At 45.9% G+C, this 26,243-nt stretch carries 13 protein-coding genes; 6 read left to right on the plus strand and 7 right to left on the minus strand.

The window, feature by feature from the left end; all coding sequences use genetic code 11:
* Window positions 1-268 precede the first annotated feature (268 nt).
* Complete coding sequence (locus tag C7475_RS02825) at window positions 269-1,765, minus strand: OmpA family protein (RefSeq protein ID WP_110050815.1); 1,497 nt, start codon at window positions 1,763-1,765, stop codon at window positions 269-271.
* 55 nt (window positions 1,766-1,820) lie between these two features.
* Between C7475_RS02825 and C7475_RS02830 the strand changes: the two genes are divergently transcribed.
* Window positions 1,821-2,183, plus strand: a complete 363-nt coding sequence (locus tag C7475_RS02830; protein ID WP_110050817.1) for a DUF1304 domain-containing protein — start codon at window positions 1,821-1,823, stop codon at window positions 2,181-2,183.
* A gap of 138 nt (window positions 2,184-2,321) precedes the next feature.
* On the opposite strand, the gene C7475_RS33240 is transcribed toward C7475_RS02830, so the two are convergent.
* Window positions 2,322-2,618 carry a hypothetical protein gene (locus tag C7475_RS33240; protein ID WP_233259752.1) on the minus strand — a complete coding sequence of 99 codons (297 nt, stop codon included), beginning with the start codon at window positions 2,616-2,618 and terminating at the stop codon, window positions 2,322-2,324.
* Window positions 2,611-3,354: an SDR family NAD(P)-dependent oxidoreductase gene (locus tag C7475_RS02840; RefSeq protein WP_199236161.1), complete on the minus strand. Its 744-nt coding sequence runs from the start codon at window positions 3,352-3,354 to the stop codon at window positions 2,611-2,613. Before C7475_RS02840 ends, C7475_RS33240 begins: the two co-directional genes overlap by 8 nt.
* 96 nt (window positions 3,355-3,450) lie before the next feature.
* Between C7475_RS02840 and C7475_RS02845 the strand changes: the two genes are divergently transcribed.
* The 4 genes from C7475_RS02845 to C7475_RS02860 all read left to right on the plus strand — a co-directional run bounded on the left by C7475_RS02845 (window position 3,451) and on the right by C7475_RS02860 (window position 9,120).
* Window positions 3,451-3,807: a helix-turn-helix domain-containing protein gene (locus tag C7475_RS02845; RefSeq protein ID WP_110050821.1), complete on the plus strand. Its 357-nt coding sequence runs from the start codon at window positions 3,451-3,453 to the stop codon at window positions 3,805-3,807.
* Window positions 3,808-3,850: 43 nt separating this feature from the next.
* The gene (locus C7475_RS02850) at window positions 3,851-5,185 is read left to right on the plus strand and encodes a hemolysin family protein (RefSeq protein ID WP_110050823.1); all 1,335 of its coding nucleotides are present in this window, start codon (window positions 3,851-3,853) and stop codon (window positions 5,183-5,185) included.
* 101 nt (window positions 5,186-5,286) lie between these two features.
* On the plus strand, window positions 5,287-7,803 hold the full coding sequence (locus C7475_RS02855) for a YfhO family protein (protein ID WP_110050825.1): 2,517 nt from the start codon (window positions 5,287-5,289) through the stop codon (window positions 7,801-7,803).
* Window positions 7,804-8,733: 930 nt separating this feature from the next.
* The gene (locus tag C7475_RS02860) at window positions 8,734-9,120 is read left to right on the plus strand and encodes a hypothetical protein (protein WP_110050827.1); all 387 of its coding nucleotides are present in this window, start codon (window positions 8,734-8,736) and stop codon (window positions 9,118-9,120) included.
* Window positions 9,121-9,427: 307 nt separating this feature from the next.
* On the opposite strand, the gene C7475_RS02865 is transcribed toward C7475_RS02860, so the two are convergent.
* Window positions 9,428-11,197, minus strand: a complete 1,770-nt coding sequence (locus C7475_RS02865) for a M23 family metallopeptidase (protein WP_110050829.1) — start codon at window positions 11,195-11,197, stop codon at window positions 9,428-9,430.
* A gap of 330 nt (window positions 11,198-11,527) precedes the next feature.
* The gene (locus C7475_RS02870; protein WP_110050831.1) at window positions 11,528-12,502 is read right to left on the minus strand and encodes a sugar phosphate isomerase/epimerase; all 975 of its coding nucleotides are present in this window, start codon (window positions 12,500-12,502) and stop codon (window positions 11,528-11,530) included.
* Window positions 12,503-13,004: 502 nt separating this feature from the next.
* Here C7475_RS02870 and C7475_RS02875 point away from each other — a divergent pair.
* Complete coding sequence (locus tag C7475_RS02875; RefSeq protein ID WP_110050833.1) at window positions 13,005-13,544, plus strand: hypothetical protein; 540 nt, start codon at window positions 13,005-13,007, stop codon at window positions 13,542-13,544.
* Window positions 13,545-13,666: 122 nt separating this feature from the next.
* Here C7475_RS02875 and porV read toward each other — a convergent pair whose 3' ends face one another.
* Entirely contained in the window at window positions 13,667-14,797 is a 1,131-nt protein-coding gene (gene porV, locus C7475_RS02880; protein WP_110050836.1) for a type IX secretion system outer membrane channel protein PorV, read from the minus strand.
* Window positions 14,798-14,849: 52 nt separating this feature from the next.
* Window positions 14,850-26,084 (minus strand): Ig-like domain-containing protein, encoded by an 11,235-nt coding sequence (locus C7475_RS02885; RefSeq protein ID WP_158286402.1) that lies wholly within the window; start codon window positions 26,082-26,084, stop codon window positions 14,850-14,852.
* Window positions 26,085-26,243 lie beyond the last annotated feature (159 nt).

Consider the following 26,243-nt stretch of genomic DNA (forward strand, 5'->3'; position numbering starts at 1 on the left):
CATGGTTTTGTCCAATAGATACTATAAATAGCTTCCTTTAATTCTTACGAACTTAGGGTGTTATCGACATAAGCAATTTGCCTTATTAGATTTTGATTTTTTCCTGGTTAAAACAAGCAGTTTTATATTCCTAGTGTGACAAAATATAAAATCAATAGTTCTTTTGCAAGATTTCCACATATGATTTTAATTATAATCTGACCATCGGTAAATGCGCGCACAAGAGTGGAAACAGGACACAAACATCTCCGGGATTTCAAGGAACGGGTCAATCAGGACTATAAAAAATAATGATCTCTACACGGCGGTTCTTTCTCCTTCCTTCGGCAGACAGGTTATTGGCAATCGGCTGACTTTCGCCGGCACCGTTGATCTGCCGGATGTCGTTTCCCAAACCGTGTTCCTGCATGTAATGTGCTACTGCGTTTGCACGTTTGATTGACAATGTATTGTTGTAGGCAGTAGTACCGGCATTGTCCGTATGCCCGCTTACCTGCAATTGTATACTCCCGTCACGGGGTATTTTCTTCATCAGGCTGTCCAACGAACTATAAAATGCCGTATTCAGTTCGCTGCTGTTGAATTTAAACAGAATATCCGGAATAATAAGCGTATCGGGACGATGGGCCAGCGGTTGTGGACGAAGGGTATCTTTTGCTACCGGAGGACGGCAAATGATCATTTCCACGCGGTTATTGTCGCCGGCCGCATTCCCTGCAGTATCATACCGGGGATACTTCTTTCCAACACCCTGCACATCAAAATCCTCAAAGCTATAACCTTCGTTATACACGAGATAGTTGGCTACTGCTTTAGCTCTATCGGCCGAGATGATCTTATTGAATTCATCTGAAGCAGTTTGCCATGCATGGCCTACCAGGAGGATACGGGTACGTTTATCGCTCCGGTAATTCTTCAAAGCTTCATCGATCTGTTGTTTATAGCGGACATTCAAACTGTTCCTGTCCGCCGTAAAGAGATCATCTTTCAGAATGATGGTATCACAGCCGGAGGGGCCGTTCAGATGATGGATAAGGCTACCCGGAGGCATATATCTTTCAGGTATTGTGTGCCGGTGGCGCTCAGCGTAAAGGTTATGAAGGGCACTGTCTTGTCCCGCGCAAGACTGCTGACCATCTACGGGGGTCACACTGATACTGTCGATCAGCAGTTGGGCATTCTTGTAACCTCCGCCACCTTTCTGTTGGGGAGGCCTGAAATTGCCCACCAGCAAATGCGTGGCAGCGTTTGTTGCAACATAGGTCTTTTCAAGTATGTACCAGGGCTGATTAAGGCGGAATAATTTCTTCTGAACGTCATTTTCAACCAGTTCTACACTGGCGGGAGATGTAAGGCAGACAGCGCTTTCTGTAAAAAGGAATGCGGTATCGAAACGGATACCGGCACGGAGGGGGTAATTGTCTGTGTTCATGTAGATCCTGATCCTATAGGTGCGGCCTTTTTCCAGGGGGCATGACAAACGTGTCTGTATATACACCCTCGTATCGGGGTTGTCACGACCTTCCTGTAGCAAGGTAACATAGTGTTGTCCCTGAAGGGCGGCGCCATTACACAGATATTTCATCCGGGCAGCCTCGGGGGCTACAGAGAGCCAGGCAGACGGGGCACAGGGGGCTGTATATTCCGTACAGATATTTACATCTTCGAAAGAGGCATTTAGCACCAGGTTTTGGGCTATCAAAAGTGTTGTACAGCAACAGCTGATCAGTATCATTACGATACTTTTTCTAACATAGGCCAGCATGCACGTGGAATTATTATATCTTAGTCCATCGAAAACCTACTCAAAATTACTATTTATGTTGCTCTTAATTAAATTTCTCATTGGCTTTTGTGCCCTTGAGCACCTCTATATCCTATGGCTGGAGATGTTTGCCTGGACAACACGGGCTCCCAGGGTCTTTAAGCAACTACCGGCACACCTCTTTGAACCAACTAAAACACTGGCTGCCAATCAGGGGCTTTACAATGGCTTCCTGGCAGCAGGGCTGATCTGGTCATTCTTTATTGATGATTATGAATGGTCATTGAAAGTCGCCGCTTTCTTCCTCATCTGCATTGCGGTAGCAGGCATTTACGGTGCATTGACGGCAGGTAAGCGCATTTTCTTCGTACAGGCATTACCTGCATTGATCGCGTTGGGGCTGATGCTGTTTATTTAGATACTTTGCTGCACTTTATTGAATAAGCAACATAGTGATGATATGCCGGTCTGCATTAGAAACGCATTCCGGAAAAGGTAAGCTATTAATTATCATCATTACCCTGCAATGGATAGGAGCTGTGACGCAGCCAGGAGATCATCTGCAAACACCGCAGGCGCCACCATTTTTGGCGCAATGCTTACAGTAGCGGCAATTTTTGCAGGCTTTGCAATACTTACTGCCCGTACAGGTGGCCGCAGCCGCAGCTGGTTTCTTATTCAAAAATGCATATCCGCCAATACCGATAGAAAGGAAAAAAAGACATATAAAGAGGGATAAAAAGTATTCTTTTTTGCTCATATAATGGGGTTCTAAAGCTGTAAAAGAAGTGATTATTAACGTAATGACAGTTAATGCCATGTTAATCATCACTTCTTTTTTTCCATCAGGCATTAAACCCGCCGTCTATCGTCAGCGAGGCGCCGGTGATGAAACCGCTCCCGGGCCCAGCCAGAAAGGTGACCAGGCTGGCAATATCTGCGGCCTCACCATAGTGTTGCAACGCCATCATAGAACGGGCCCTATCGGCACGTGCGCCAACGGCGGGATTCATGTCAGTATCGGTAGGACCGGGCTGTACCAGGTTAACCGTAATGCCTTTCGGACCAAGTTCACGGGATAAGCCCTTTGTGAAACCGATCAAAGCAGACTTGCTCATCGCATAAAGGGTAGCACCGGGACCGGCCACACGATCGGCCATATTACTGCCGATACTGATGATCCTCCCTCCTTTCTTCATATGTTTCATAGCCGCGATAGAGGCCACAAATACTGCTTTCACGTTTACGTCCATCATTTCATCATAGTCTGCCGCCGTTTGCTCTTCCAGTGGTTTCCTTTCATAGATACCGGCATTGTTCACCAGGATGTCTATTCCGCCAAAAGCGCTTACTACTTCCTCCACAGCAGCCGTTACAGCGGTATGAGAGGCGCTGTCGGCCGCCAGGGCAATAACGGTTTGACCTGTTGCATTACTGATGTCAGCGGCCAGTTCCCGGGCCTTTCCGGCAGAGCGAACATATGTAAAAGCGACTTTTGCACCTGCTTCAGCCAGTTGTTTTACAATGGCGGCGCCCATTCCACGACTGCCACCGGTTACTAGTGCGACCTTGTTTTCAAGATGTTTCATAATAACTATTTTTCTTAATTGTTTGTAAAAGTAAAGTGGTAGCGTTAATTTTACAGGTACTGACAAGATTATTAAGTACTGACAAAAATGTAAGTAATGAGAAAGGATAGCTCAACTAATACATTGAACAGGAATAAGATACACGTAAATTGCGGTATGGCTTATACGCTTGATCTGATCGGGGGGAGATGGAAACCAACTATTCTTTGGGCGTTACTTGACGGTAAATTGAGATATAGTGAGTTGAAAAAGAGTATTCCTGATGTATCTGAACGTATTCTTGTACTACAATTGAGGGAGTTGGAAAAAGACGGTTTGATCAAACGGCTGGTGTATGCAGAAGTGCCTCCAAGAGTGGAATATGAGCTTACAAATGACGGAGAGTCAATGAAACATATGTTGCAGATCATTTCCGATTGGGGAGATCTACATAGACCTAAAAAGGCAAATTAGTATTATCTTAAGAATCCTTAGTATAAATTAAGACACATCATACATGACGTTAGACATATTTTTCACCATCTTCCTGGTACTGCTGAACGGTTTTTTTGTGGCAGCAGAATTTGCGATCGTGAAAGTCCGGTCCTCGCAGATAGAAGTCAATTCCGGGCGAAGTAAGACAGTCTCGCAGGTGGCCAAAAGTATCGTTAATAACCTTGACGGTTATCTTGCGGCCACGCAGCTGGGTATTACACTTGCTTCACTTGGATTGGGCTGGGTTGGCGAAAAAGTAACCACCACTCTGATATTAAATCTTTTCCACGCACTGAATATCAATCTGCAGGAGGATGTGGCACATAAAATAGCCGTTCCTTTTGCATTCCTCAGCATAACGATCCTCCACATCGTATTCGGAGAGCTTGCACCTAAGTCGCTGGCTATACGGAAACCGGTACCTACTACTTTTACCGTTGCCATACCGCTGAAATTATTCTATGCTGTGTTCAGGCCTTTCATCTGGATACTGAACGGCCTTGCCAACGTGATACTACGAATGGTAGGTATTCGCCCGGTACATGAACATGAAGATATCCATACGGAAGAAGAGCTTCGGGTGATCATTGCTGAAAGTCACCAGGGCGGTGTGATTGAAGAAACGGAAAAAGCGCTGATCCAAAACGTGTTCAACCTGGGCGACCGGCAGGTATCTGCCCTCATGACACCCCGTAACGAGGTGGTATGGCTAGACGTTACAGATGATCCTGAAGTAAACAAAGCCAAGATCCTGACACAGAAGCATACCGTGTATCCGCTGGCAAAAGGAGACCTGGACCATACTACAGGTTTCGTGTATTCCAAAGACCTGATCAGCGACAATTTCAACGGGGTCATTAACAACCTTGAAACTGTCAGCCGTAAGCTACTGGTGGTAACGGTACATAACCGCACCTATCAGCTGCTTGAACTGTTTAAGCGGGAAAGGATCTACCAGGCGATGGTTGTGGATGAATTCGGGTCTATCAAAGGGTTAGTAACGATCAACGACATTGTCGATGCACTGGTAGGAAATATATCCGAAACGAATGAGTTTGAATATGAAGTGACCCGCAATGAAGATGGCAGCATGTTGGTGGATGGTCAGTTACCTTTTGTTGAATTCCTGGAGCTGATGGGCATAGATGCAGATCCCAATAAAGTTAACATTGCCAATTTTGTTACACTGGGAGGGTTTATACTGGACAGGATGGGTAAGATCCCTACGACAGGCGATAGTATCACCTGGAGGAACCTGAAGCTGGAGGTGATAAAAATGGACCAGCACCGTATTGCCAAAGTACATATCTGCAATGTCGAAAAAGACAAACCGAAGGAAAAGGATGAAGAGAAATAATACATTCTTTAACTTATAAGTAAAGGAGTCCGGTGTTGCTGTCGGGCTCCTTTACTGTTTAAACCATCTCTAAATATCACTGCCCAATTATAAGCACATTTATGATGACCCGTTTGAGATCTTTACTACCACATGCCGTTGCAATACTCGCTTTGCTGATACTCAGCATTATCTATTGCAAACCGGCTATGAACGGCAAAATACTTAGTCAGAGCGACAATGTACAATGGCAGGCAATGGCCAGAGAAGCCATGCAGTTTAAAGAAGCACATGGTATTACGCCGCTGTGGACGACGAGCATGTTCGGAGGAATGCCCACCTATCAGATAGCGATGGAAACACCATACAATTTTGCAAACTACATTCCTGCTATCCTTACGTTTGGGCTGCCCAAGCCGGTCAATGTCCTGTTTCTGTCCGCCTTATGTTTTTACTTGTTATGCATTGTACTCGGCACGAATCCCTGGATAGGATTTGCGGGAGCGGTGGCATATACCTATGCGAGTTACTCGCCCATCATCATAGTAACGGGACATGAAACAAAGATGCTGGCAATGGCCTATCTGCCTGCCGTGATAGCAGGGTTTGTGCTGATCATGCAAAGGAAATATCTGCTGGGAACAGGCATAATGGCATTGTTCCTCACCTACCTGGTAGGCGCTAATCACCTGCAGATCACCTATTATTTCTTCCTGATACTGGCAGTTATTGCAGTTACATACGCGATATACTGTATTCGCGAAAGAGAATACAGGCATCTCATTATCAGTGGTCTGCTCACCATACTGGCAGTAGTACTGTCACTTGGGTCAAATGCCGTGTCTCTATGGACGACCTTTGAATATTCCAAAGAAAGTACCCGTGGCGGAGTATCAGAACTGACTCCGCTACCGGGAACATCGGAGGATAAAAGTAAGGGTGGATTAGATAAAGAATATGCCTTCCGGTGGAGCTACGGTAAGTTTGAAACATTTACCATGCTGGTACCAGATATTTACGGGGGCAGTTCTTCGGGTTCGTTGAGTGAAGATTCGGAAACATATAAGAAGCTGGCATCATTAGGCGTACCCGAAGTGCAGGTACAGCAAATGACAAAACACTGGAACCTTTATTGGGGCGACCAGTCGGTACTTGGTACCTCCGGACCGGTATATATGGGAGCAGTGATCTGTCTGCTGGTGTTGCTGGGGCTTTTCATTATCCGCTCATGGCATAAATGGTGGCTCATCGCAATAAGCGTATTAGGCATTCTTCTGGCATGGGGCAGTAATTTCTCCGCATTCAACTATTTCATGTTCGATCACTTCCCTTTATATAACAAATTCCGGGCGCCGTCACAGGCATTGATCATTCCGCAGCTATCATTTGCTGTACTTGCAGCGCTTACCTTGCAAGAGCTGATCAGCGGACGGTTATCGCGTGAGGAATTGCAAAAGAAGCTGAAATGGACCGGAATGATCGTGGCAGGTGTATTGCTATTGATCTATGCTGCCTCATTTAATTTCAGGTATACCAATGCGACCAATATAGCAGAAAGTCCCGGAGGAGATGACGTTTTTCGCTCTAAGCTCGTGCAAATGGGTCAGGGTAATACTCAATTGGCAGATGAGCTAATGGTAGCCCTTTATGCGGACAGACAAGACCTGTATCACAATGATGTATTGCGTACGGTCCTATTTGCGGGCATAGCATTCTTACTGTTGTGGCTATTTCTTAAGAACCGGGTTAATGCCACATGGCTGCTCGCAGGTATATCGCTATTGGTTGTGGTTGATCTTATTCAGGTTGACAAGCGCTATCTGAATGACGAAAGTTTTATGGATGAAAATAGTTACAGCCAGCCGTTTCAGGCATCAGCATCGGATCAGCAGATATTGCAGGACAAAGACCCTTATTATAGAGTATTTAATCTGACTGCGTCGCCGTTCGACGATGCGATGACATCTTATTTTCATAAGAGCGTAGGCGGCTATCATGCGGCGAAGCTACAACTGTATGCAGATCTTATTGAAAGGCAGATCAGTCATAATAATATCCGGGTGCTCAACATGCTGAATACAAAATATGTAATCGTACCTGGGCAGGACGGACAGCCGGTAGCACAAAGAAATCCGGATGCATTGGGCAACGCCTGGTTTGTAAAACACATTCTGTGGGCGCCAAATGCCGATGCAGAGATGAAGACGCTGGACCAGCTGGATACAAAGGATACGGTGGTGATAGACCAGCGTTATAAACCTGTGGTGAAGGAAATTGCCGGTTATGATTCAACGGCTACGATCAATTTGATTGCGAACAACCTCAATGAGATCAGTTATAATTCGGTTGCCGGCACGCAACAATTTGCAGTGTTTTCAGAGGTATACTATGAACAGGGCTGGAACGCGTTCATTGATGGACAGCCCGCACCTTATTGCCGTGTAAACTATGCATTACGCGGAATGTCAGTACCAGCGGGCAAACACACGATCACATTTAAGTTCGAGCCTTCTTCATATTACAGTGGAATTAAACTGTCAATGTCAAGTTATATAGTGATGTTATTATTACTGGCTGGAGGAGTGGCCGTGAATATTAGAATGAACAAAATGAATAAGGGAAAACCGAAAAGTGTTTAATACTTTTGAGTGTATTAAAGCCATTGTTTGATGCAGAAGAGATAAGGACACAATAGTAGTATCTCTGTTTATTTCCAGACTAGACAGAGATGCTACCTCCTGATCCGGTGCCAATCATTTTTCACGTAGAAAAACTGTTTTAAGATGACAGAGAAATACCAATGCAAAAAACGTATATCAATTCTTTTAGGGAAGGTTATTTTTTCAGATCAATTGCCATCCGGGTAGCATTCCAATTTTAAACACATAAAATAGCATATTGCCCGCCCTGGGTAGATGCTCCAGTTCAATTGTTTGTAAACAATCCCTCAATATAGATTGCCGCAATAAATCTTTTGCCGGCATCGTCCTAATTTGAAAATGAATATTGTCGTAGTGTCTGTTTGTCTTAGATGAATGGACTGGAGGCTTAGTGCCTGTCTTGTATATAGGTATCATTTTGATTTGATCTGCTTTGCCTATTGCTAAGAGCAGGAAGCTATTTGTTTTTCCGGTAAGTGGCTATGTCCTCTATGGTAGGCGCCTGCTTAAAACAGGAAGCCACTTGTTTTTCTGGTAAGCGCCTTAGACTCTATGGTAAGCGACTGCTAAGAGCAGGAAGCTATTTGTTTTTCTGGTAAGCGCCTTAGACTCTATGGTAAGCGCCTGCTTAGAACAGGAAGCTACTTGTTTTTCTGATGAGCGGCTTAGACTCTATGGTAAGCGACTGCTTAAAACAGGAAGCCACTTGTTTTTCTGGTAAGCGCCTTAGACTCTATGGTAAGCGCCTGCTTAGAACAGGAAGCTACTTGTTTTTCTGATGAGCGACTATGGTGCTGCGTCCATAGTGTGTGAATCAACGATTACCAATTGGATAAAAAATTGGTGCCACTTAAGACAGTATCTGGTATTACATGTATTTTCTAACCAATTATTAATAAACTACTTTTTATGGCAACATTAACTATTGCTACCGATGTAGCACAACAAATCTTAAGCGCGGTAATTGATCTGAAGGGCGAGGTAGCAAGCCTGCACAGAAAGTTTGACGTACTTGAAGCAAGGGTCGATTCACTCGAGGCAAACCTGAACAATTTCAGAATAGATGTCGCCGCCGAATTTAACTTCCTTCGGGAAAAAGTGACAGTAATAGAGAAGAAAGTTGTTCTGATTGAATCGAGGCATATCGACGTTGAGCAGAAGCTTATCGCACTGGAGGTCCAATCAGAAAGCCGGTTCTATTCACTGGAAGTATTGCTTGAAAGAGCTACAGGCCCAATATCTGCAAAAAACAAAAATACAGGTAAGTCTATGGCCGGAAGCCGCATCAACGGCTAATTTGTGGAATACCGAAACAGGGTATTCGAGGCAATACAAAAAAGGTAAGAAGAAGAAAAGACGCCGCCCTGGCTTATGGAATTCGTCCAAAAAGTGTTTCAACTTTCGGGACCAGCCATTAACCGGGCGGCGCCTTTATACTATGGTCTGTCAAATCGCCACCTCTTCCATCGCATAATTATAAGGGGCGTCTTTTTATGTTGTTGGTGTCTTACATTGGCCGTCCTTACGGGGATCGTACTTTGCACTGGTCATGCCTGACATAACCTGTTTTTACACAGGTGATAAGTCTGTACTAATTACCAGTTTACTTACCCCATACAGCGCTGAAACGCTCATTGTCATCATAGTTCTGCACCTTTACCAGGCGTAATCCCTGAGATGAAAACTGGTTAAACTTGGATTGATAATCTGACGATGTCATACCATAATAGGCGGCATAGTTGTTCTTTTTAGGACGCCATACCCCTCCTACCTGACTACCGTTCACACAGATGCTTTTCAACTCCCAATTAGGGTATAATTCATTGAATTTATTATTGAAATCAGATGAATTCATACCATAGTAGAGATAAAACCCATTGTCGTTCGGTTTGTTTATGAAAACTGCCGCGTGGAGTCTCTTACCGTTCACCGTGTAGTCAACGTGCTCCTGCACATGCCATTTCTTAGTGGTAACATATGTTTTCCAGGCGGTATTGAAAGCGGCATCATCTGCATTGTGTACAGAATAAGACGATTGGCCTGCAGGGTTCTTTTCCCAGATCACAGAAAAACGCGGATTTCCACTACCGTCTTTCGTTACTGATATCTGACGGGGACGCATACCTTTTGCACTATAGGTATTAAAGTAAGTCTGATAAACAGCCCCTGTCATATAGAAATGCGTATACCATTCACCTGACAATCCCCACTGGAATGAACCAGCTGCATACAGGTCACTACCATTACGGTCAACGCTTACTGTCTGCAATGCCATACCCATACCTGTATAATATGACCAGAATTTATTCACGATGTTCAGTGGCACGTTATGGAAACTTGGATAAAACGGCGCAAACAGACGGGCATAAGGCGTTGCTGATTCCAGGTCATAACAACTCACACCACTGTGGTTATATGTGCCATATGGGTCTATATTTACCCATTCTCCGCTATGACCACTACGTGTGTCCTGTACGCTGGCTTCAAAGTGGAGGTGTACATTGAATGATTTTGTATTTGAATTGGTCAGTGTACCATCATCATTAAGGATCACGCCGATACCACCAGAACCGGTGTTGCCTGCATAGGCCAGGAATTGTCCTGCCTGTACATAATCGTCCTTCTTTACTTTAATCGTCTGACTGTTTGTTCCCCAGCATAATGTACTGGTGGTACCATTTTTCGCGAACGCCTTGTATTTAGCAGTTGGAGAGTTTTTTGCCAGAGATCTGTCATTATCATATCCGTTACGGAGATGCAGATAACGGCTACGGTATTTATATCCGTCAGGCGCTGTGTGTTCGATAATCACGATGTTGCCACCTCCGTTTGACCAATATACATCGATAACCTTACCAGGAGCGATAGCATACACGCCGAAGGTAGGATCTTCGTTAGTGTCAACAGAAGTTTTACCGTAATCTATAGCACGATGTATGTCTTTGCTACCGTCATTATTTTTGTCCCAGTTGTAATAAAATCCCTGCCAGATCCCTACGCTACTGCTCTTGTAAGGCAGGTACAACGGCATATGCGGTTTTACTCCGCTATATACCGGATCCAGACCTTCTTCTACAACCGGCGGCGCGCAACTGCCTCCGCTGCGTGCCATAGCAATACCCGGAGCGTCCTTTTCTGTAAAGATCTGTTGTTTATATACAATGATCCTCCTGGAGGGAGTGATCGTTTTTAGCCTGTTGCTAAGAGGCTTATTGCTGATCTCATCCCCGTCGGGTCCATCAGGAATAGCCATTGAAGGTTTCTTAACGCTTTGGTAGAGGAGTTCCGGTGTATCCTTTTCTTCTTTTTGAGGATCCTGGGCAAATGTTTGTACGCCCAGCAGCATGACTAACGCTGTCATTGCGATTTTCATAATATGTAATTTTGGGGGTTAAAGATTGTTACGGAGGCAAAGTAAGGACATCCCACAAGAAAAGAAAACTGCGAGTTCCTATCTGGCAATAATTAAGGGGTAAATGGCGCCTTTGGCGAAATAAAAGGCGAACAATCTCCTGAAACGAGCCACCAATGCGGAAATACGCATTTAAACACATTGCGGAAACTACGTAAATATTGCGGGTTTTAAGGGATCTAAGGAGTGTATATGCGCAAAGCAGGCGCTACCTTGACGGCAAGGACGAGAAACAAAGAGGGCAAATGTTATTACATCTGCCCTCTTTTATCTTAAATGTAAATGGGATAATTATCCTTTAAGCAAATTACTCTTCACATAACTATAGCTCTTCTTAATGCTTTCAAATGGATCAATGGAGATCTGGTCCTGTTCAACAAAAGCATACTTCACTCCTGCAACACTTGCATTGGCAAAGATATTTCTGAAGTCAACAACACCGGTGCCTACTTCAGCAAATTTTACATGAGGAAGAATTTCTTTGGCAGTCTTGTGATCTGCATCTCCGCCTGCGATCTTCTCTGTGGCTGATTTATCAATATCTTTTACATGCCACATAGAGAACCTGCCCGGATGTTTTTTAAACAGGGCTACAGGATCAACATTCGCTTTGATAGCCCAGAAGAGGTCAAGTTCGAATGTTACCAATGACTTGTCAGTACCGTTCAGCATGATCTCATAACCGGAAGTTTTTGCATCCGGTTGCTGGCGGAACTCCCAATAGTGATTATGATAACCTATCAAGAGATCTGACTTCTGCGCCAACTCACCTGCTTTGTTCAGTTGTTCTGCCATGAACTTATAATCATCAGCAGTCAGTTTATCCCACGTACCTGCAGGAGGAACCGGTACAACGAGGTATTTCTGTCCCAGATCTTTCGCGATTTCGATCTGCACTTTCAGCGCTTCATCTTTACCGTTACCACGGGTAAGGTACTCACTCAACTGATAGTGACCGCTGTGGGTAACAAGGTTATTGTCTTTCAGAAGAGATTTAAGGCCTTTCGGGTCCAATCCCCAGAATTGTTCTTTCTGATCGGGTGCTTTGTAACCATAAAATGTCTCAACGTGGTTGTAACCTGTTTGGGCTACCTTTTGGATAGTACTTTTGACGTCTTTCGCCAGCTGCTCCCGCAGGGTGTATAACTGGATACCTATTCGGGTAACTGTATTTTCACGGCCTCTGCTGAAAATACCTGACGGGTTGATCATAGCGCCGGCGGCTATCAGCCCCGCCTGCTGCATAAATGTTCTCCTTGAGCTCATGTTTTTTGTGTTTAACGTGGCATGGTAAGGCAATCAAAATACGAAAAAACGATCATCACAAGAAAAGTATAGGAAGAACGGTTATAATCTTATTCGGACCGGGGTGAAACAAAAAACATCATATGACACTTGCCGGATCAAGTTGAAAACCTGGGAATTTGTGTACTCAGCATAAATTTCAGAACGTCCAAACAAGACCATCTCTATCTGTTACTCCTTTCCTTGCAGTGCTGAACCGGATAGTTTTGACAATCCGGAAATTTCCTCACATTAATAGATTCCTCACTATAGTTATCCTTCTACAGCGGTCGAATAGGTTATCTATAAGCTTTATATAAGCTTATTAAAAGGTTACCAAAAGGATACTTAAATGGCGTTTATATATCAAATCGATATTGAAGTGACCTTTAAATGATATTTTGATGTCAATTTAGTATCCTTATACGTACCTTAGAGAAACAATACAGAAAACTTGTAATTATAACCTCAAAACGACCTTTTTATGGCCATTGTTAAAGACAATATCCTCATGCAGCTTGTACGGGGCACCCTCGGCAAACAGATCACGATCTATGAAAGGAATGGGCAGATCATTATGGCGAAGAAACGCGGCCCATCAAAGAAAAAGCCTACGCAAAAACAGCTGGAGGCAAGGCATAAGATGACTATTGCTTCGATGCGTGCGCAGATAATGCTGGAAGATCCGCAGATAAAGGCTTATTATCAGTCGCTGGCAGGGCCGGGGCAAAATGCTTATAATATAGCAGTGAAGGATGCTTACCGCAGTCCGGAAGTTCAAAATATCAGATTAGAAGGTGATGAGGTTGTAGTGATTGCCCAAAATGAGTTTAGGGTAGCAGAAGTGGAGGTGAGGCTAATAGACGCTGACGGCGTTATCACCGAAAGTGGGCGTGCATTTTCGGGCTGGAACGGGATTGACTGGCATTATAAGATCACTGCGCGGCCTGCAGGAGGTAAAGTCATTGTGATAGTAAAAAGTTTGCCGGGGAATTCAACCATAAAGGAATTGCTGCTTACATAAAAAACGGCTTCACGGTTAAATCCCCAAGGTTTCCGACTCGATCGCACTAACTCTTACATAAGAAACAGAAGGCCCGCAGGAAGCGGGCCAGTGATAGGTATAGGTTACAGGATAGGTCTCATTTATTTCCACGGAAGATCTACCGTTGCGCCGAAACGCAGGGTATTGGACAGCGGGCTCCGGGTAGTTCCGCTGCCGGAAGGCACTATATAGGCGATATTGATCATAGCGGAACCATACTTGTATCCGACACCGGTGGTTAGATAATTACGGTCGCCATGGTATTTATCTTCATAGAAATAGCCTGCGCGCACGAAAAACTCATCATTATAACTGTACTCACCTCCCAGGGATACCTGGAAGGATTTTAATCCGCCGTTAGCGCTGCTAAATGATTTAAACCAGCTTTTTACAACACTGTAATCGTAATAGGACGCAATACCAGTGGAATCGCTTGGAACAACAGGCGTCAGCATCTTATTGAGTTCCAGACCGAAAGTGAATTTATGGCCCTCCTGTGCCGGCAGTGTATAGGCAACACCAGCACCAAAATTCGAGGGCAGATATTCCTTGGCGGCGCTGTTATTACTATAGTTTACCCGGGAGCCCAGGTTTGTAATGGTTGCTCCTGTAGTCAGTCCTTTCCCGTCTTCGTCGAGCGCGTTGTAAGTCATAGAGATATCTACTCCAAAAGCGTTGCCTGCTTTATAATTGACGCCAGAGTTATTGGCATTGCCACTTGCCAGTTTCGAATAGATATAACGGGCAGCCAGAGCAAGGCTCAGACGATCTCCCAATTTACGGGCGTATCCACCTTCGAGAGAGAATTCCCTGGGGCTGGAACTACCCAATGGATTACCTGAAACATCTGCAAACTGGATATTACCCAGATTGAAATACCTGAGGGCACCGCTTACAGCCTGGTTGTCATCCAGCTTATGATACCCGCTAACGGTTGCCAGGTAAATCTTGTTACTGATCTCCCGCAGCCAGGGAGTGTATGAAACTGCGACGCCATCTGGCGATTCCGCAAAGACAATCTTAGACAAATTATAGAATGGTGCATTGGCATCCGCTTTTGTAGCGATACCCATTTCACCCATACCACCTGCACGGGCATCGGGTGATATCCGCAGGAATGGCGCTGCAGACGTAGCCACATTAATAGTCTTATCCTGTGCATGAGAAATAACAGGCAGACCTGTTGATATCAAAAAAGCTAATACTGCAGAATGAAAACAAAAACGTATCATCTCAATTGTTTTGTATAGTCCTGGTAACGGCGGTTACCAGGACTATAAGTGGTTATCTTGCTATTACGACCGTCGTGTTAAAGGAGCCCTCTTTCATCCTGATGTAGAGTACATAGGTGCCTGAAGGAACACGCTGTGTATTGATCTTCAGTATTCCGTTCTTCACAATACCCGCCTGTTGCAGCAACACCTGTCCTGCCATGCTCGTCATAGTCACATTGGCATCTCCATCCCTGATTTCTATGAAACGTACATTCACCTCGTCACTTGCCGGCATCGGGAAGACAATGTCTATACCTGAACCAAACTTCACTCGGAGCGTAATTGTGGTCGAAGCTATATTTCCGTTGCCTGCCATATCTGTAGCTACATTCTCAGCAACACTTACGGTCAATTCACCGTTTCCATCCGGAGCAAGGACCACTTCATAGGTGCTTGGCGACAGTTGTTTAAATTCCTTCACCGTACCATTTTTCACGGTGATATCAGAAGATGAAAAGTCAATCACATCTTCAGTAAACCTAAACGTAAAGGTTACAGGTCCGCTCAATGGCTCCTCTCTCAATGTCAACATAGACACCTGTGGTCTCGTGAGATCTACTGTCAGTATAACCTCGTTGCTATGAGCGCTTTCGTTACCCTGTTTGTCGGATGCAGTCACAGTAATGTTGTGTGCACCTTCTGCCAGTGCAGGATCATAGGTATAAGACCAATCGCCATTAGCATCTACCACGGCTGTACCTACGGCCTTGTCATCTGTGTAAACCGTGATGGTTGTTCCTGGTTCTCCTTTACCGGTGATGGTAGGTGTACCGGTGTTTACCAGACCAGGGGTGTTAATTCCTGGTAATACCGGTGCTTCCGGAACATCAGGGGCCACCGCATCGATCGAGAATGTAAGCGGACCACCAGGAGTACTTGTATTGCCGGCGGCATCTGTAGCTGTAGCAGTTATACTATGTGCACCCTGAGATAAAGCAGGATTGAATGTATATGTGTAATGACCGTTTGCATCTGCGGGAGTAGTACCGACAACCACACCATCTACATAAATAGTTACCGTGCTGTTAGGTTCAGCGGCTCCTGAGATAGTTGGCTTAGTGGTAGTAATTACACCGTTGTTGATAGGTGTTTCCAGAACAACAGTTGGAGCAGCAGGCGCCTGGGTATCTACAGCGAGACTCAGCGGAGGTGTTTGCTGGCTGGTATTGCCAGCAGCATCTGTTGCGGTAGTGGTCACGTTATGATTACCGTCGGGCAACGCAGGATTGAAAGTATAGCTATAGTTGCCATTTCCATCTGCAGTTGTTGTACCGGCAGGTTTACCGTCCACGATGATAGTTACAGTGCTGTTCGGTTCTGCTTTACCGGAAACAGTTGGAGTATTATCATTTGTAGGTGATTTGTCGGTCGTAACTGTCGGAACAGCCGGAGCCTGTGTATCGATCACGATAGCCAGTGCCGGGCTTTGTCCACTGGTATTATCGGTAGCATCTGTTGCGGTCACTGTAATATTGTGAGGTCCGTCAGTCAAAGCCGGATCAAACGTATAGGTATAGTGACCGTTTGCGTCTGCTTTGGTGGTGCCTACAGGTTTACCATCCACGTACACTGTTACTGTACTGTTGGCTTCTGCGTCACCTTTGATAGATGGCGTGGCATCATTAATGATGCCATTGTTGCCACCGATCAGTTGAGGCGCAGCTGGCGTTTCGGGAGCCGCTGCATCAATGGTGATGTTTAAGGCCGGACTGTGTGCACTGGTATTACCTACTGCATCTGTAGATGTAGCGGTAATAGCGTAGCTACCATCAGCCAGGGCTGGATTAAAAGTATATGTATAGTTACCGTTCGCATCTGCTTTTGCCGTACCAACGTTATTACCTCCCACATAGATCGTCACTGTGCTGTTAGCTTCTGCTGTACCGGTCACTGTCGGCGTGTTATCGCTGGTAGGAGTTTTTTCGGTTGTAATAGTCGGTACTCCCGGCGCCTGCGTATCGATAACTATATTCAGCGTTGCACTAGATGCACTGGTATTACCTACGCCATCAGTAGATGTTGCTGTGAAGGCATGTGTACCATCAGTCAATGCTGTCGGTGTGGTGAAGGTATAAGTACCACCTGCGCTAGCTGTAGTTGTACCGGCAATGTTACCATCTATAATGATAGTTACAGTGCTATTAGCTTCTGCTGTACCAGTTACTGTTGGTGTATTGTCAGCAGTTGGATTCACTGCAGTAGTGATAGTTGGTACAATTGGCGCCTGCGTATCGATAACGATATTCAGTGTTGCACTAGATGCACTGGTATTACCCACGCCATCCGTAGATGTAGCAGTGAAGGCATGCGTACCATCAGTAAGCGCTGTTGGTGCGGTGAATGTATAAGTACCTGCTGCAGTAGCAGTAGCTGTACCGGCAACATTACCATCTATAATGATGGTCACTGTGCTGTTAGCTTCTGCTGTACCGGTGACGGTTGGTGTATTGTCAGCAGTTGGATTCACTGCGGTAGTAACAGTCGGCACAATTGGCGCCTGCGTATCAACAACGATATTCAACGTTGCGCTTGTTCCACTAGTATTACCTACGCCATCAGTAGATGTAGCGGTAAATGCATGCGTACCATCAGTCAGTGGTGTTGGTGCGGTGAAGGTATAAGTACCTGCTGCAGTAGCAGTAGCTGTACCGGCAACATTACCATCTATAATGATGGTCACTGTGCTGTTAGCTTCTGCTGTACCGGTTACTGTTGGTGTATTGTCAGCAGTTGGATTCACAGTGGTAGTGATAGTTGGTACTATCGGAGCCTGTGTATCGATAACGATATTCAGTGTCGCACTTGTTGCACTCGTATTGCCCACGCCGTCGGTGGATGTAGCAGTGAAGGCATGCGTACCATCAGTCAGTGGCGTTGGTGCTGTGAATGTATAAGTACCACCTGCGGTAGCAGTAGTTGTACCGGCTACACTTCCATCTATAATAATGGCCACAGTACTATTAGCTTCCGCTGTACCGGTGACAGTTGGAGTATTATCCGCAGTTGGATTCACAGCTGTAGTGATAGTCGGTACAATTGGCGCCTGTGTATCGATAACGATATTTAGTGTTGCACTAGATGCACTGGTATTACCTACGCCATCGGTAGATGTAGCTGTGAAGGCATGCGTACCATCAGTCAGTGGTGTTGGTGCGGTGAATGTATATGTACCTGCTACAGTAGCAGTAGTTGTACCGGCAATACTACCATCTATAATGATTGTTACTGTGCTATTAGCTTCTGCCGTGCCAGTTACAGTCGGTGTATTATCTGCGGTTGGATTTACTGCAGTGGTAATGGTTGGTACAATTGGCGCCTGCGTATCAATAACGATATTCAGCGTCGCACTTGTTGCACTGGTATTACCTACTCCATCCGTAGCCGTAGCAGTGAATGCATGTGTACCATCAGTCAGTGGTGTTGGACTCGTGAATGTATATGTACCTGCTGCAGTAGCAGTAGTTGTACCGGCAACAATACCATCTATAATGATCGTCACAGTGCTATTAGCTTCTGCCGTGCCAGTTACAGTCGGTGTATTATCTGCGGTTGGATTTACTGCAGTGGTAATGGTTGGCACAATTGGCGCCTGCGTATCGATAACGATATTTAGTGTTGCACTAGATGCACTGGTATTACCTACGCCATCGGTAGATGTAGCGGTGAATGCATGCGTACCATCAGTAAGCGCTGTCGGTGTTGTGAATGTATAAGTACCGGCTGCAGTAGCTGTAGTTGTACCAGCAACACTACCATCTACAATGATAGTAACAGTGCTGTTAGCTTCTGCTGTACCAGTTACAGTTGGTGTGTTATCCGCAGTTGGATTCACTGCTGTAGTGATAGTCGGTACTATCGGTGCCTGCGTATCGATAATGACATTCAGCGTCGCACTTGTTGCACTGGTATTACCTACTCCATCCGTAGATGTTGCGGTGAATGCATGCGTACCGTCAGGCAGCGCTGTTGGTGCGGTGAATGTATAGGTACCGGCTGCAGTAGCAGTAGTTGTACCGGCTACACTACCATCTATAATGATGGTCACAGTGCTGTTAGCTTCCGCGGTACCTGTTACGGTTGGTGTATTATCAGCCGTTGGATTCACTGCGGTAGTGATAGTTGGTACGATTGGTGCCTGTGTATCAATAACGATATTTAGTGTTGCGCTTGTTCCACTAGTATTTCCTACACCATCGGTAGATGTTGCGGTGAAGGCATGTGTCCCGTCAGTCAGTGGTGTTGGAGTCGTGAATGTATAGGTACCACCTGCACTAGCTGTAGTTGTACCAGCAATGTTACCATCTATAATGATCGTTACTGTGCTGTTAGCTTCTGCAGTACCTGTTACGGTTGGTGTATTGTCAGCAGTTGGATTCACTGCTGTAGTAATAGTCGGCACAATTGGTGCCTGCGTATCGATAACAATATTCAGTGTCGCACTTGTTCCACTGGTATTACCCACGCCATCCGTAGATGTAGCAGTGAATGCATGCGTACCATCAGTCAGTGCTGTTGGAGTCGTGAATGTATAAGTACCACCTGTGGTAGCAACCGCCGTACCAGCAACACTACCATCTATAATGATCGTTACTGTGCTGTTAGCTTCTGCAGTACCTGTTACGGTTGGTGTATTATCAGCAGTTGGATTCACAGCTGTAATGATTGTCGGTACTATCGGTGCCTGTGTATCAATAACGATATTCAGCGTTGCACTTGATGCACTGGTATTACCAACTCCATCGGTTGAAGTAGCAGTGAATGCATGCGTACCATCAGTCAGTGGCGTTGGAGTCGTGAATGTATATGTACCTGCTGCAGTAGCAGTAGTTGTACCGGCTACACTTCCATCTATAATGATAGCCACAGTGCTGTTAGCTTCTGCTATACCGGTTACTGTTGGTGTATTGTCAGCAGTTGGATTCACAGCGGTAGTGATAGTTGGTACTATCGGTGCCTGCGTATCGATAACGATATTCAGCGTCGCGCTTGTTCCACTGGTATTACCTACACCATCGGTAGATGTTGCGGTGAATGCATGCGTACCATCAGTCAGTGGTGTTGGAGCCGTGAATGTATAGGTACCGGTTGCAGTAGCTGTAGTTGTACCGGCAATGTTACCATCTATAATGATTGTTACTGTGCTGTTAGCTTCTGCTGTACCTGTTACAGTTGGTGTATTATCAGCAGTTGGATTCACAGCTGTAGTGATGGTTGGTACAATTGGCGCCTGCGTATCGATAACGATATTCAGCGTTGCACTTGTCGCACTGGTATTACCCACGCCATCAGTAGATGTGGCAGTGAAGGCATGCGTACCATCAGTCAGCGCTGTTGGTGCGGTGAATGTATAGGTACCGGCTGCAGTAGCAGTAGTTGTACCGGCAACAATACCATCTATAATGATCGTCACAGTGCTATTAGCTTCTGCTGTACCTGTTACAGTTGGTGTATTATCAGCAGTTGGATTTACAGCTGTAGTGATGGTTGGTACAATCGGCGCCTGCGTATCAATAACGATATTCAGCGTCGCACTTGATGCACTGGTATTACCTACTCCATCGGTAGATGTAGCGGTGAATGCATGCGTACCATCAGTCAGTGGCGTTGGTGCTGTAAAAGTATAAGTACCACCTGCAGTAGCTGTAGTTGTACCAGCAACACTACCATCTACAATGATAGTAACAGTGCTGTTAGCTTCTGCTGTACCAGTTACAGTTGGTGTGTTATCCGCAGTTGGATTTACTGCTGTAGTAATAGTCGGCACAATTGGCGCCTGCGTATCAATAACGATATTCAGCGTCGCACTTGATGCACTGGTATTACCAACTCCATCGGTTGAAGTAGCAGTGAATGCATGCGTACCATCAGTCAGTGCTGTTGGCGCTGTGAAGGTATAAGTACCAGCTGCAGTAGCAGTAGTTGTACCGACTACACTTCCATCTATAATGATAATAACAGTGCTGTTGGCTTCTGCTGTACCTGTTACGGTTGGTGTGTTATCCGCAGTTGGATTCACAGCGGTAGTAATAGTCGGCACAATTGGCGCCTGCGTATCGATAACGATATTCAGCGTCGCACTTGTTGCACTCGTATTACCTACTCCATCCGTAGATGTAGCGGTGAATGCATGCGTACCATCAGTCAGCGCTGTTGGTGCGGTGAATGTATAGGTACCGGCTGCAGTAGCAGTAGTTGTACCGGCAACAATACCATCTATAATGATCGTCACAGTGCTGTTCGCCTCTGCTGTACCGGTTACAGTTGGTGTATTATCAGCAGTTGGATTTACTGCAGTGGTAATGGTTGGCACAATTGGCGCCTGCGTATCAATAACGATATTCAGCGTCGCACTTGATGCACTGGTATTACCAACTCCATCGGTTGAAGTAGCAGTGAATGCATGCGTACCATCAGTCAGTGCTGTTGGCGCTGTGAAGGTATAAGTACCAGCTGCAGTAGCAGTAGTTGTACCGACTACACTTCCATCTATAATGATAATAACAGTGCTGTTGGCTTCTGCTGTACCTGTTACGGTTGGTGTGTTATCCGCAGTTGGATTCACAGCGGTAGTAATAGTCGGCACAATTGGCGCCTGCGTATCGATAACGATGTTCAGCGTTGCGCTTGTTCCACTAGCATTTCCTACACCATCGGTAGATGTTGCAGTGAATGCATGCGTACCATCAGTCAGCGCTGTTGGAGTCGTGAATGTATAAGTACCTGCTGCAGTAGCAACCGCTGTACCAGCAACACTACCATCTATAATGATAGTCACAGTGCTATTAACTTCTGCTGTACCGGTTACAGTTGGTGTATTATCAGTAGTTGGATTCACTGCTGTAGTGATAGTCGGTACTATCGGTGCCTGCGTATCGATAACGATATTCAGTGTTGCACTAGATGCACTCGTATTACCTACGCCATCCGTAGATGTAGCGGTGAAGGCATGCGTACCATCAGTCAGTGCTGTTGGAGTCGTGAATGTATATGTACCACCTGCAGTAGCTGTAGTTGTACCAGCAACACTACCATCTACAATGATAGTAACAGTGCTGTTAGCTTCTGCTGTACCTGTTACAGTTGGTGTATTGTCAGTAGTTGGATTCACTGCTGTAGTGATAGTCGGTACTATCGGTGCCTGCGTATCGATAACGATATTCAGCGTTGCGCTTGTTCCACTGGTATTACCTGCGCCATCAGTAGATGTAGCAGTGAACGCATGTGTACCGTCAGAGAGTTGTGTTGGTACAGTGAAAGTATATGCGCCACCTGCACTAGCAGTAGCTGTACCGGCAGCAATACCATCTACAATGATGGTGACAGTGCTGTTAGGCTCCGCAGTACCGGTAACTGCCGGTGTATTATCAGCCGTTGGATTCTGAGCCGTGGTGATGGTTGGAATTGCCGGTACCTGGGTATCGACCAGGATATTCAGCGGAGCACTCTGAGGACCGGTGTTAGTAGCTGCATCAGTAGCAGTAGCGGTAATGCCGCGCAGCCCATCAGGTAATGATGAAGTGAATGTGTACGCATAATTCCCACTTGCATCTGCGATAGTAGAACCGGCCAATGCACCGTCACGATAAATAGTTACAGTGCTGTTAGGCTCCGCGGTACCCGTTACGGTCGGGGTATTATCATTAGCCGGAGTGATCACAGCAGATACAACAGGAGCAGGAGGCGCCTGGGTATCAACGGTGATGTTCAATACAGGACTGTGTACACTGATGTTGCCTGCTGCATCAGTAGCTGTGGCACTTAAAGCGTACACATTATCTGCCAATGCAGGATTGAATGTATAAGAATAATTGCCACTGGCATTTGCTGTGACAGTAGTAACGACAATTACACCTCTGTAAATAGTTACTGTGCTGTTAGGTTCAGCTGTACCTGTTACAGTCGGCGTATTATTATTTGTGATCGTTCTATTGGTAGTAATAGCTGGTGCAGCCGGTGCAGTAGCATCTACTGTGATATTCAGCGGAGCACTTTGTGCACTGGTATTGCCTATGGCGTCCGTAGCTGTTGCAGTGACTGCATAAGTGCCGTCTGGCAACGCCGGGTTAAAAGTATATGTATAATTACCGCCACCATTTGGAGTAGCAGTACCAATAGCTATGCCGTCCTTATAGATGGTGACAGTGCTATTAGCATCTGTAGTGGCAGTAACGGTCGGTGTATTATCGTTGGTCAGTGTCTGAGCTGTAGTAAGCGTTGGCACAGCCGGCGCCTGCGTATCGATCGTAAAGTTCAGGGCCGGGCTCTGTGCACTGGTGTTACCTGCCGCATCGGTGGCAGTCACCTTAATCGTTTTAAGTCCGTCGGGCAGTACAGGGAAGGTAAAGATGTAATCCCCGTTGTTATCCGCCAGAGCAGTACCGACAGCTGTACCTCCATTATAGATGGTGACAGTGCTGTTGGGTTCCGCATTACCTATAATAGTAGGCGTGTTATCGCTAGTTACACCGGCAACGCCGCCTACCAATGTTGGAGCAGCAGGTATATTTGGTGCTGTAACATCTATCGTCAGTGGGAATGGATCACTGCTAACGCTTACGTTGCCCGCCACATCTGTGGCAGTCACAGTAATATTGTGCAATGATATGCTCATAGAAGGCGCCGTGAGTGTCCACTGACCAGCCGCATTGGTCGTAGCCGTACCGATCTGGGTAACGCCGTCATATATTTTCACCTGGGAGCCTGGTTCGGCAGAACCGGTCAGGTCAGGTGTAACATCATTTGATGCACTTCCGCTACCGGAAGCCAGGGCAGGCTGACCGGGTTTGGCCGGAGCCGTTCTGTCCACTGTTATTGTATAAACAGCACTCGCAGCACTGGTGTTACTCCCTGTAGTGGCAGTAGCCGTAAAGGCATAGGTACCATCAGCCAGCGTAGTACCTGTATAGTTAAATGTCCAGTTACCTGAACCATTTACAGTAGTAGTGCCTACAGATCCCAGATCGGCCCTGTACACGGTGATTGTGGCAGACGATTGCCCTGTACCGCTGATAGACAGTGTGGCATCATTGGTGATGTTATCTGTAGTACTCAACCCGTTATCATCTGCAAAAGAAGTAATAGCAGGCGCTGATGGCGCGTTCACCATTACACGGGTATAGTCAATATTCAATACCGGATCAGAAGCATAACCACCATATTCCACCACATATCCCAGATTGTTGCCATCATTCAGGTCATTCCATCTACCGTCATTCGTAGAGTACAACTGCATGTACTGTTCATTGGTGTTCTGGTAGTTATTGGGCTCTCCGCCATTCCATTTCATATACGCTCCATTCACCGAAACAGGATTATTTAACCCAGTGGAAATGGCCGTGCCTTTTTCCGGCCCTGTTACCCAGTAATAGTTTCCGTATGCCTGATTCTGATTATTATAAACAGTGCTACCTACCGTGCTGTTGATCAGCAGATAATTACAGGTACCCCCTACCCATCCGTCACTGGAGAGTTTGGAGGTGATAAAGTCATTTTCTATCTGCGCGGTGATCGTGGCAAGATATCCCTGAAGGCCATATAATGTACGGGCTTCCGCAGCAGCTTTCGCTGCCGTCCAGCTCATTGGCGTAGTAATATATTCGTAGTAGTGCGGCTTCGTACCGACAGTATAACTAACTACATTCCCGAGCACAAAACGGATCGTCCTGTTGCCGGTCGTACCACTGGTAGTATTGAACTTCATGGTACGGTAGAAGGTCTGCCAGTCAGTTGATGAGGCGGTGCCTGTGAAGCTGGCAACACCGGTAGTGGCATTATATGCGGCAGTGACACCGGCAGGCAGTGTACCCCAGGAGATCACATCTCCCGCAACAAATCCTGCGTCTATATATACTCGTCCATCTGTAATGCTGGAACTACCTTTTACAAGGACCTGATCATCTATGATGGACGCTGTTGTAAATAATGATTTCTGCTGAACGCCTTCATTCGTAGAAGTGATCTCAGAAGCAGTACTAGTAGCTGCCCTGGTAGCTAGTGTAAAGTAGTCGCCTTTCGTGAGACTTACACCGGAGATACACACCCTGTTCACTAGCGTAGTGATGCCCGTGCTAACTACAGCAGCATTACTGAAGTCGCCGTCCTTATCTATGAGCAGGGCAAAGTTACCCGAGTTCGAAACGTCTATACCCAGGCCGGTCAATTCGAAGCAAACATCAACCGTGCCGATATTCCCGTTCAGGTCTGCTCTCCATACCTGCTGCAACCTGGAGGTATATGTAGAAGGCGTCTGAGAGGATGCGGTATATCCTCCGCGGTTATTACCGAAGCTTAACACTACGCCTGTATTGGTCGCGGATGGATTCGTAACTGACAGTATCCCACTGAAAGAAGCACTTATATTATAAGTGCCTCCACAAGCAGAAGTACGTATACCCACGCCATTGACATCATTGTTAAATGGAATTCCAAGTGTGTAATTAGACGCCATATCCGTAAAGTCCGTAGCATATTTATTTGCCAGATAAATATTAACGCGCTCTATTTCGCAGGCGGTGAGTTTACGATTATAGACAATCAGCTCACTGATATCTCCATTATAATAGTTGTTGTCACCGTCCAGGCCTACCTTAAACGTCGAAAGACCAGTAGCATTGGCTGTCTGGTCTGTAAATGCAGAAATCAGCTTACCATTCAGATAAGCTGCTGACGCGTTAGTTCCGTTACTGTAAACTGCTGTAACAAGCCTTGTTTCGGCGGCCTTTGCGCCCCCGGGTATGACGACGGCTGTACCACCAGTGGCCAGGCTGGCATCGTCTGTGCCCGTTGCAGCTTTATTATTGAAGTAGCGTTGCTGGCTTCCATTATCATTTCCCCATATAGCCTGGGCATTACCATCGTTTGTTCCCGGACGGTATACAGCAAAAATGGTGACATCCGGAGATGTCACCTTCCTAATATCCAGCCCGGCTACGGTCATACCTGAACCTACTGAGGCTGAGGTCCGGCTAAAATTGACTACCGGGCGGTCGTTTGGTCCCCCGCTGTTATATTTTACTGTGTTAGTTCCCGAGCTTACTGCATTATGTCCACCGCCTGACTTATCAAACCAGGTAGACAATGTTGCACCATAAGCAGGCGCAGTTCCCCCCGCCAGTACATCTGAGGCGTCCAGCCACAACACAGCCCCGTTATTTACACCGGCCGGTCCTGTCTGAGCAAACAAAGAGCTAGTGAGCAGGCAACATAGAAGCATGTAGCCCAGGCACTTACAAAGAAATGATCTCATTCTGAAAATAATTGTTGTATTGGTATTGGGACGGAAAACACACAGGGCGTTTCCCGAATCATTCATAGGTACAATTTGTTTAATGTCACATGATGGTTTTCATATGCAACAAATTTATATACTTGTTTGATTTAATTATTTAGAATAACTTGTATTAAT

The organism is Chitinophaga sp. S165, from assembly GCF_003182155.1.
Lineage (GTDB): Bacteria > Bacteroidota > Bacteroidia > Chitinophagales > Chitinophagaceae > Chitinophaga.

Bases quoted from the DNA above. Each gene is read 5' to 3' on its own strand.
- C7475_RS02825 (WP_110050815.1), bottom strand. From the start codon at position 1,765: ATGCTGGCCTATGTTAGAAAAAGTATCGTAATGATACTGATCAGCTGT.
- C7475_RS02830 (WP_110050817.1), top strand. From the start codon at position 1,821: ATGTTGCTCTTAATTAAATTTCTCATTGGCTTTTGTGCCCTTGAGCAC.
- C7475_RS33240 (WP_233259752.1), bottom strand. From the start codon at position 2,618: ATGCCTGATGGAAAAAAAGAAGTGATGATTAACATGGCATTAACTGTC.
- C7475_RS02840 (WP_199236161.1), bottom strand. From the start codon at position 3,354: ATGAAACATCTTGAAAACAAGGTCGCACTAGTAACCGGTGGCAGTCGT.
- C7475_RS02845 (WP_110050821.1), top strand. From the start codon at position 3,451: ATGAGAAAGGATAGCTCAACTAATACATTGAACAGGAATAAGATACAC.
- C7475_RS02850 (WP_110050823.1), top strand. From the start codon at position 3,851: ATGACGTTAGACATATTTTTCACCATCTTCCTGGTACTGCTGAACGGT.
- C7475_RS02855 (WP_110050825.1), top strand. From the start codon at position 5,287: ATGATGACCCGTTTGAGATCTTTACTACCACATGCCGTTGCAATACTC.
- C7475_RS02860 (WP_110050827.1), top strand. From the start codon at position 8,734: ATGGCAACATTAACTATTGCTACCGATGTAGCACAACAAATCTTAAGC.
- C7475_RS02865 (WP_110050829.1), bottom strand. From the start codon at position 11,197: ATGAAAATCGCAATGACAGCGTTAGTCATGCTGCTGGGCGTACAAACA.
- C7475_RS02870 (WP_110050831.1), bottom strand. From the start codon at position 12,502: ATGAGCTCAAGGAGAACATTTATGCAGCAGGCGGGGCTGATAGCCGCC.
- C7475_RS02875 (WP_110050833.1), top strand. From the start codon at position 13,005: ATGGCCATTGTTAAAGACAATATCCTCATGCAGCTTGTACGGGGCACC.
- porV (WP_110050836.1), bottom strand. From the start codon at position 14,797: ATGATACGTTTTTGTTTTCATTCTGCAGTATTAGCTTTTTTGATATCA.
- C7475_RS02885 (WP_158286402.1), bottom strand. From the start codon at position 26,084: ATGAGATCATTTCTTTGTAAGTGCCTGGGCTACATGCTTCTATGTTGC.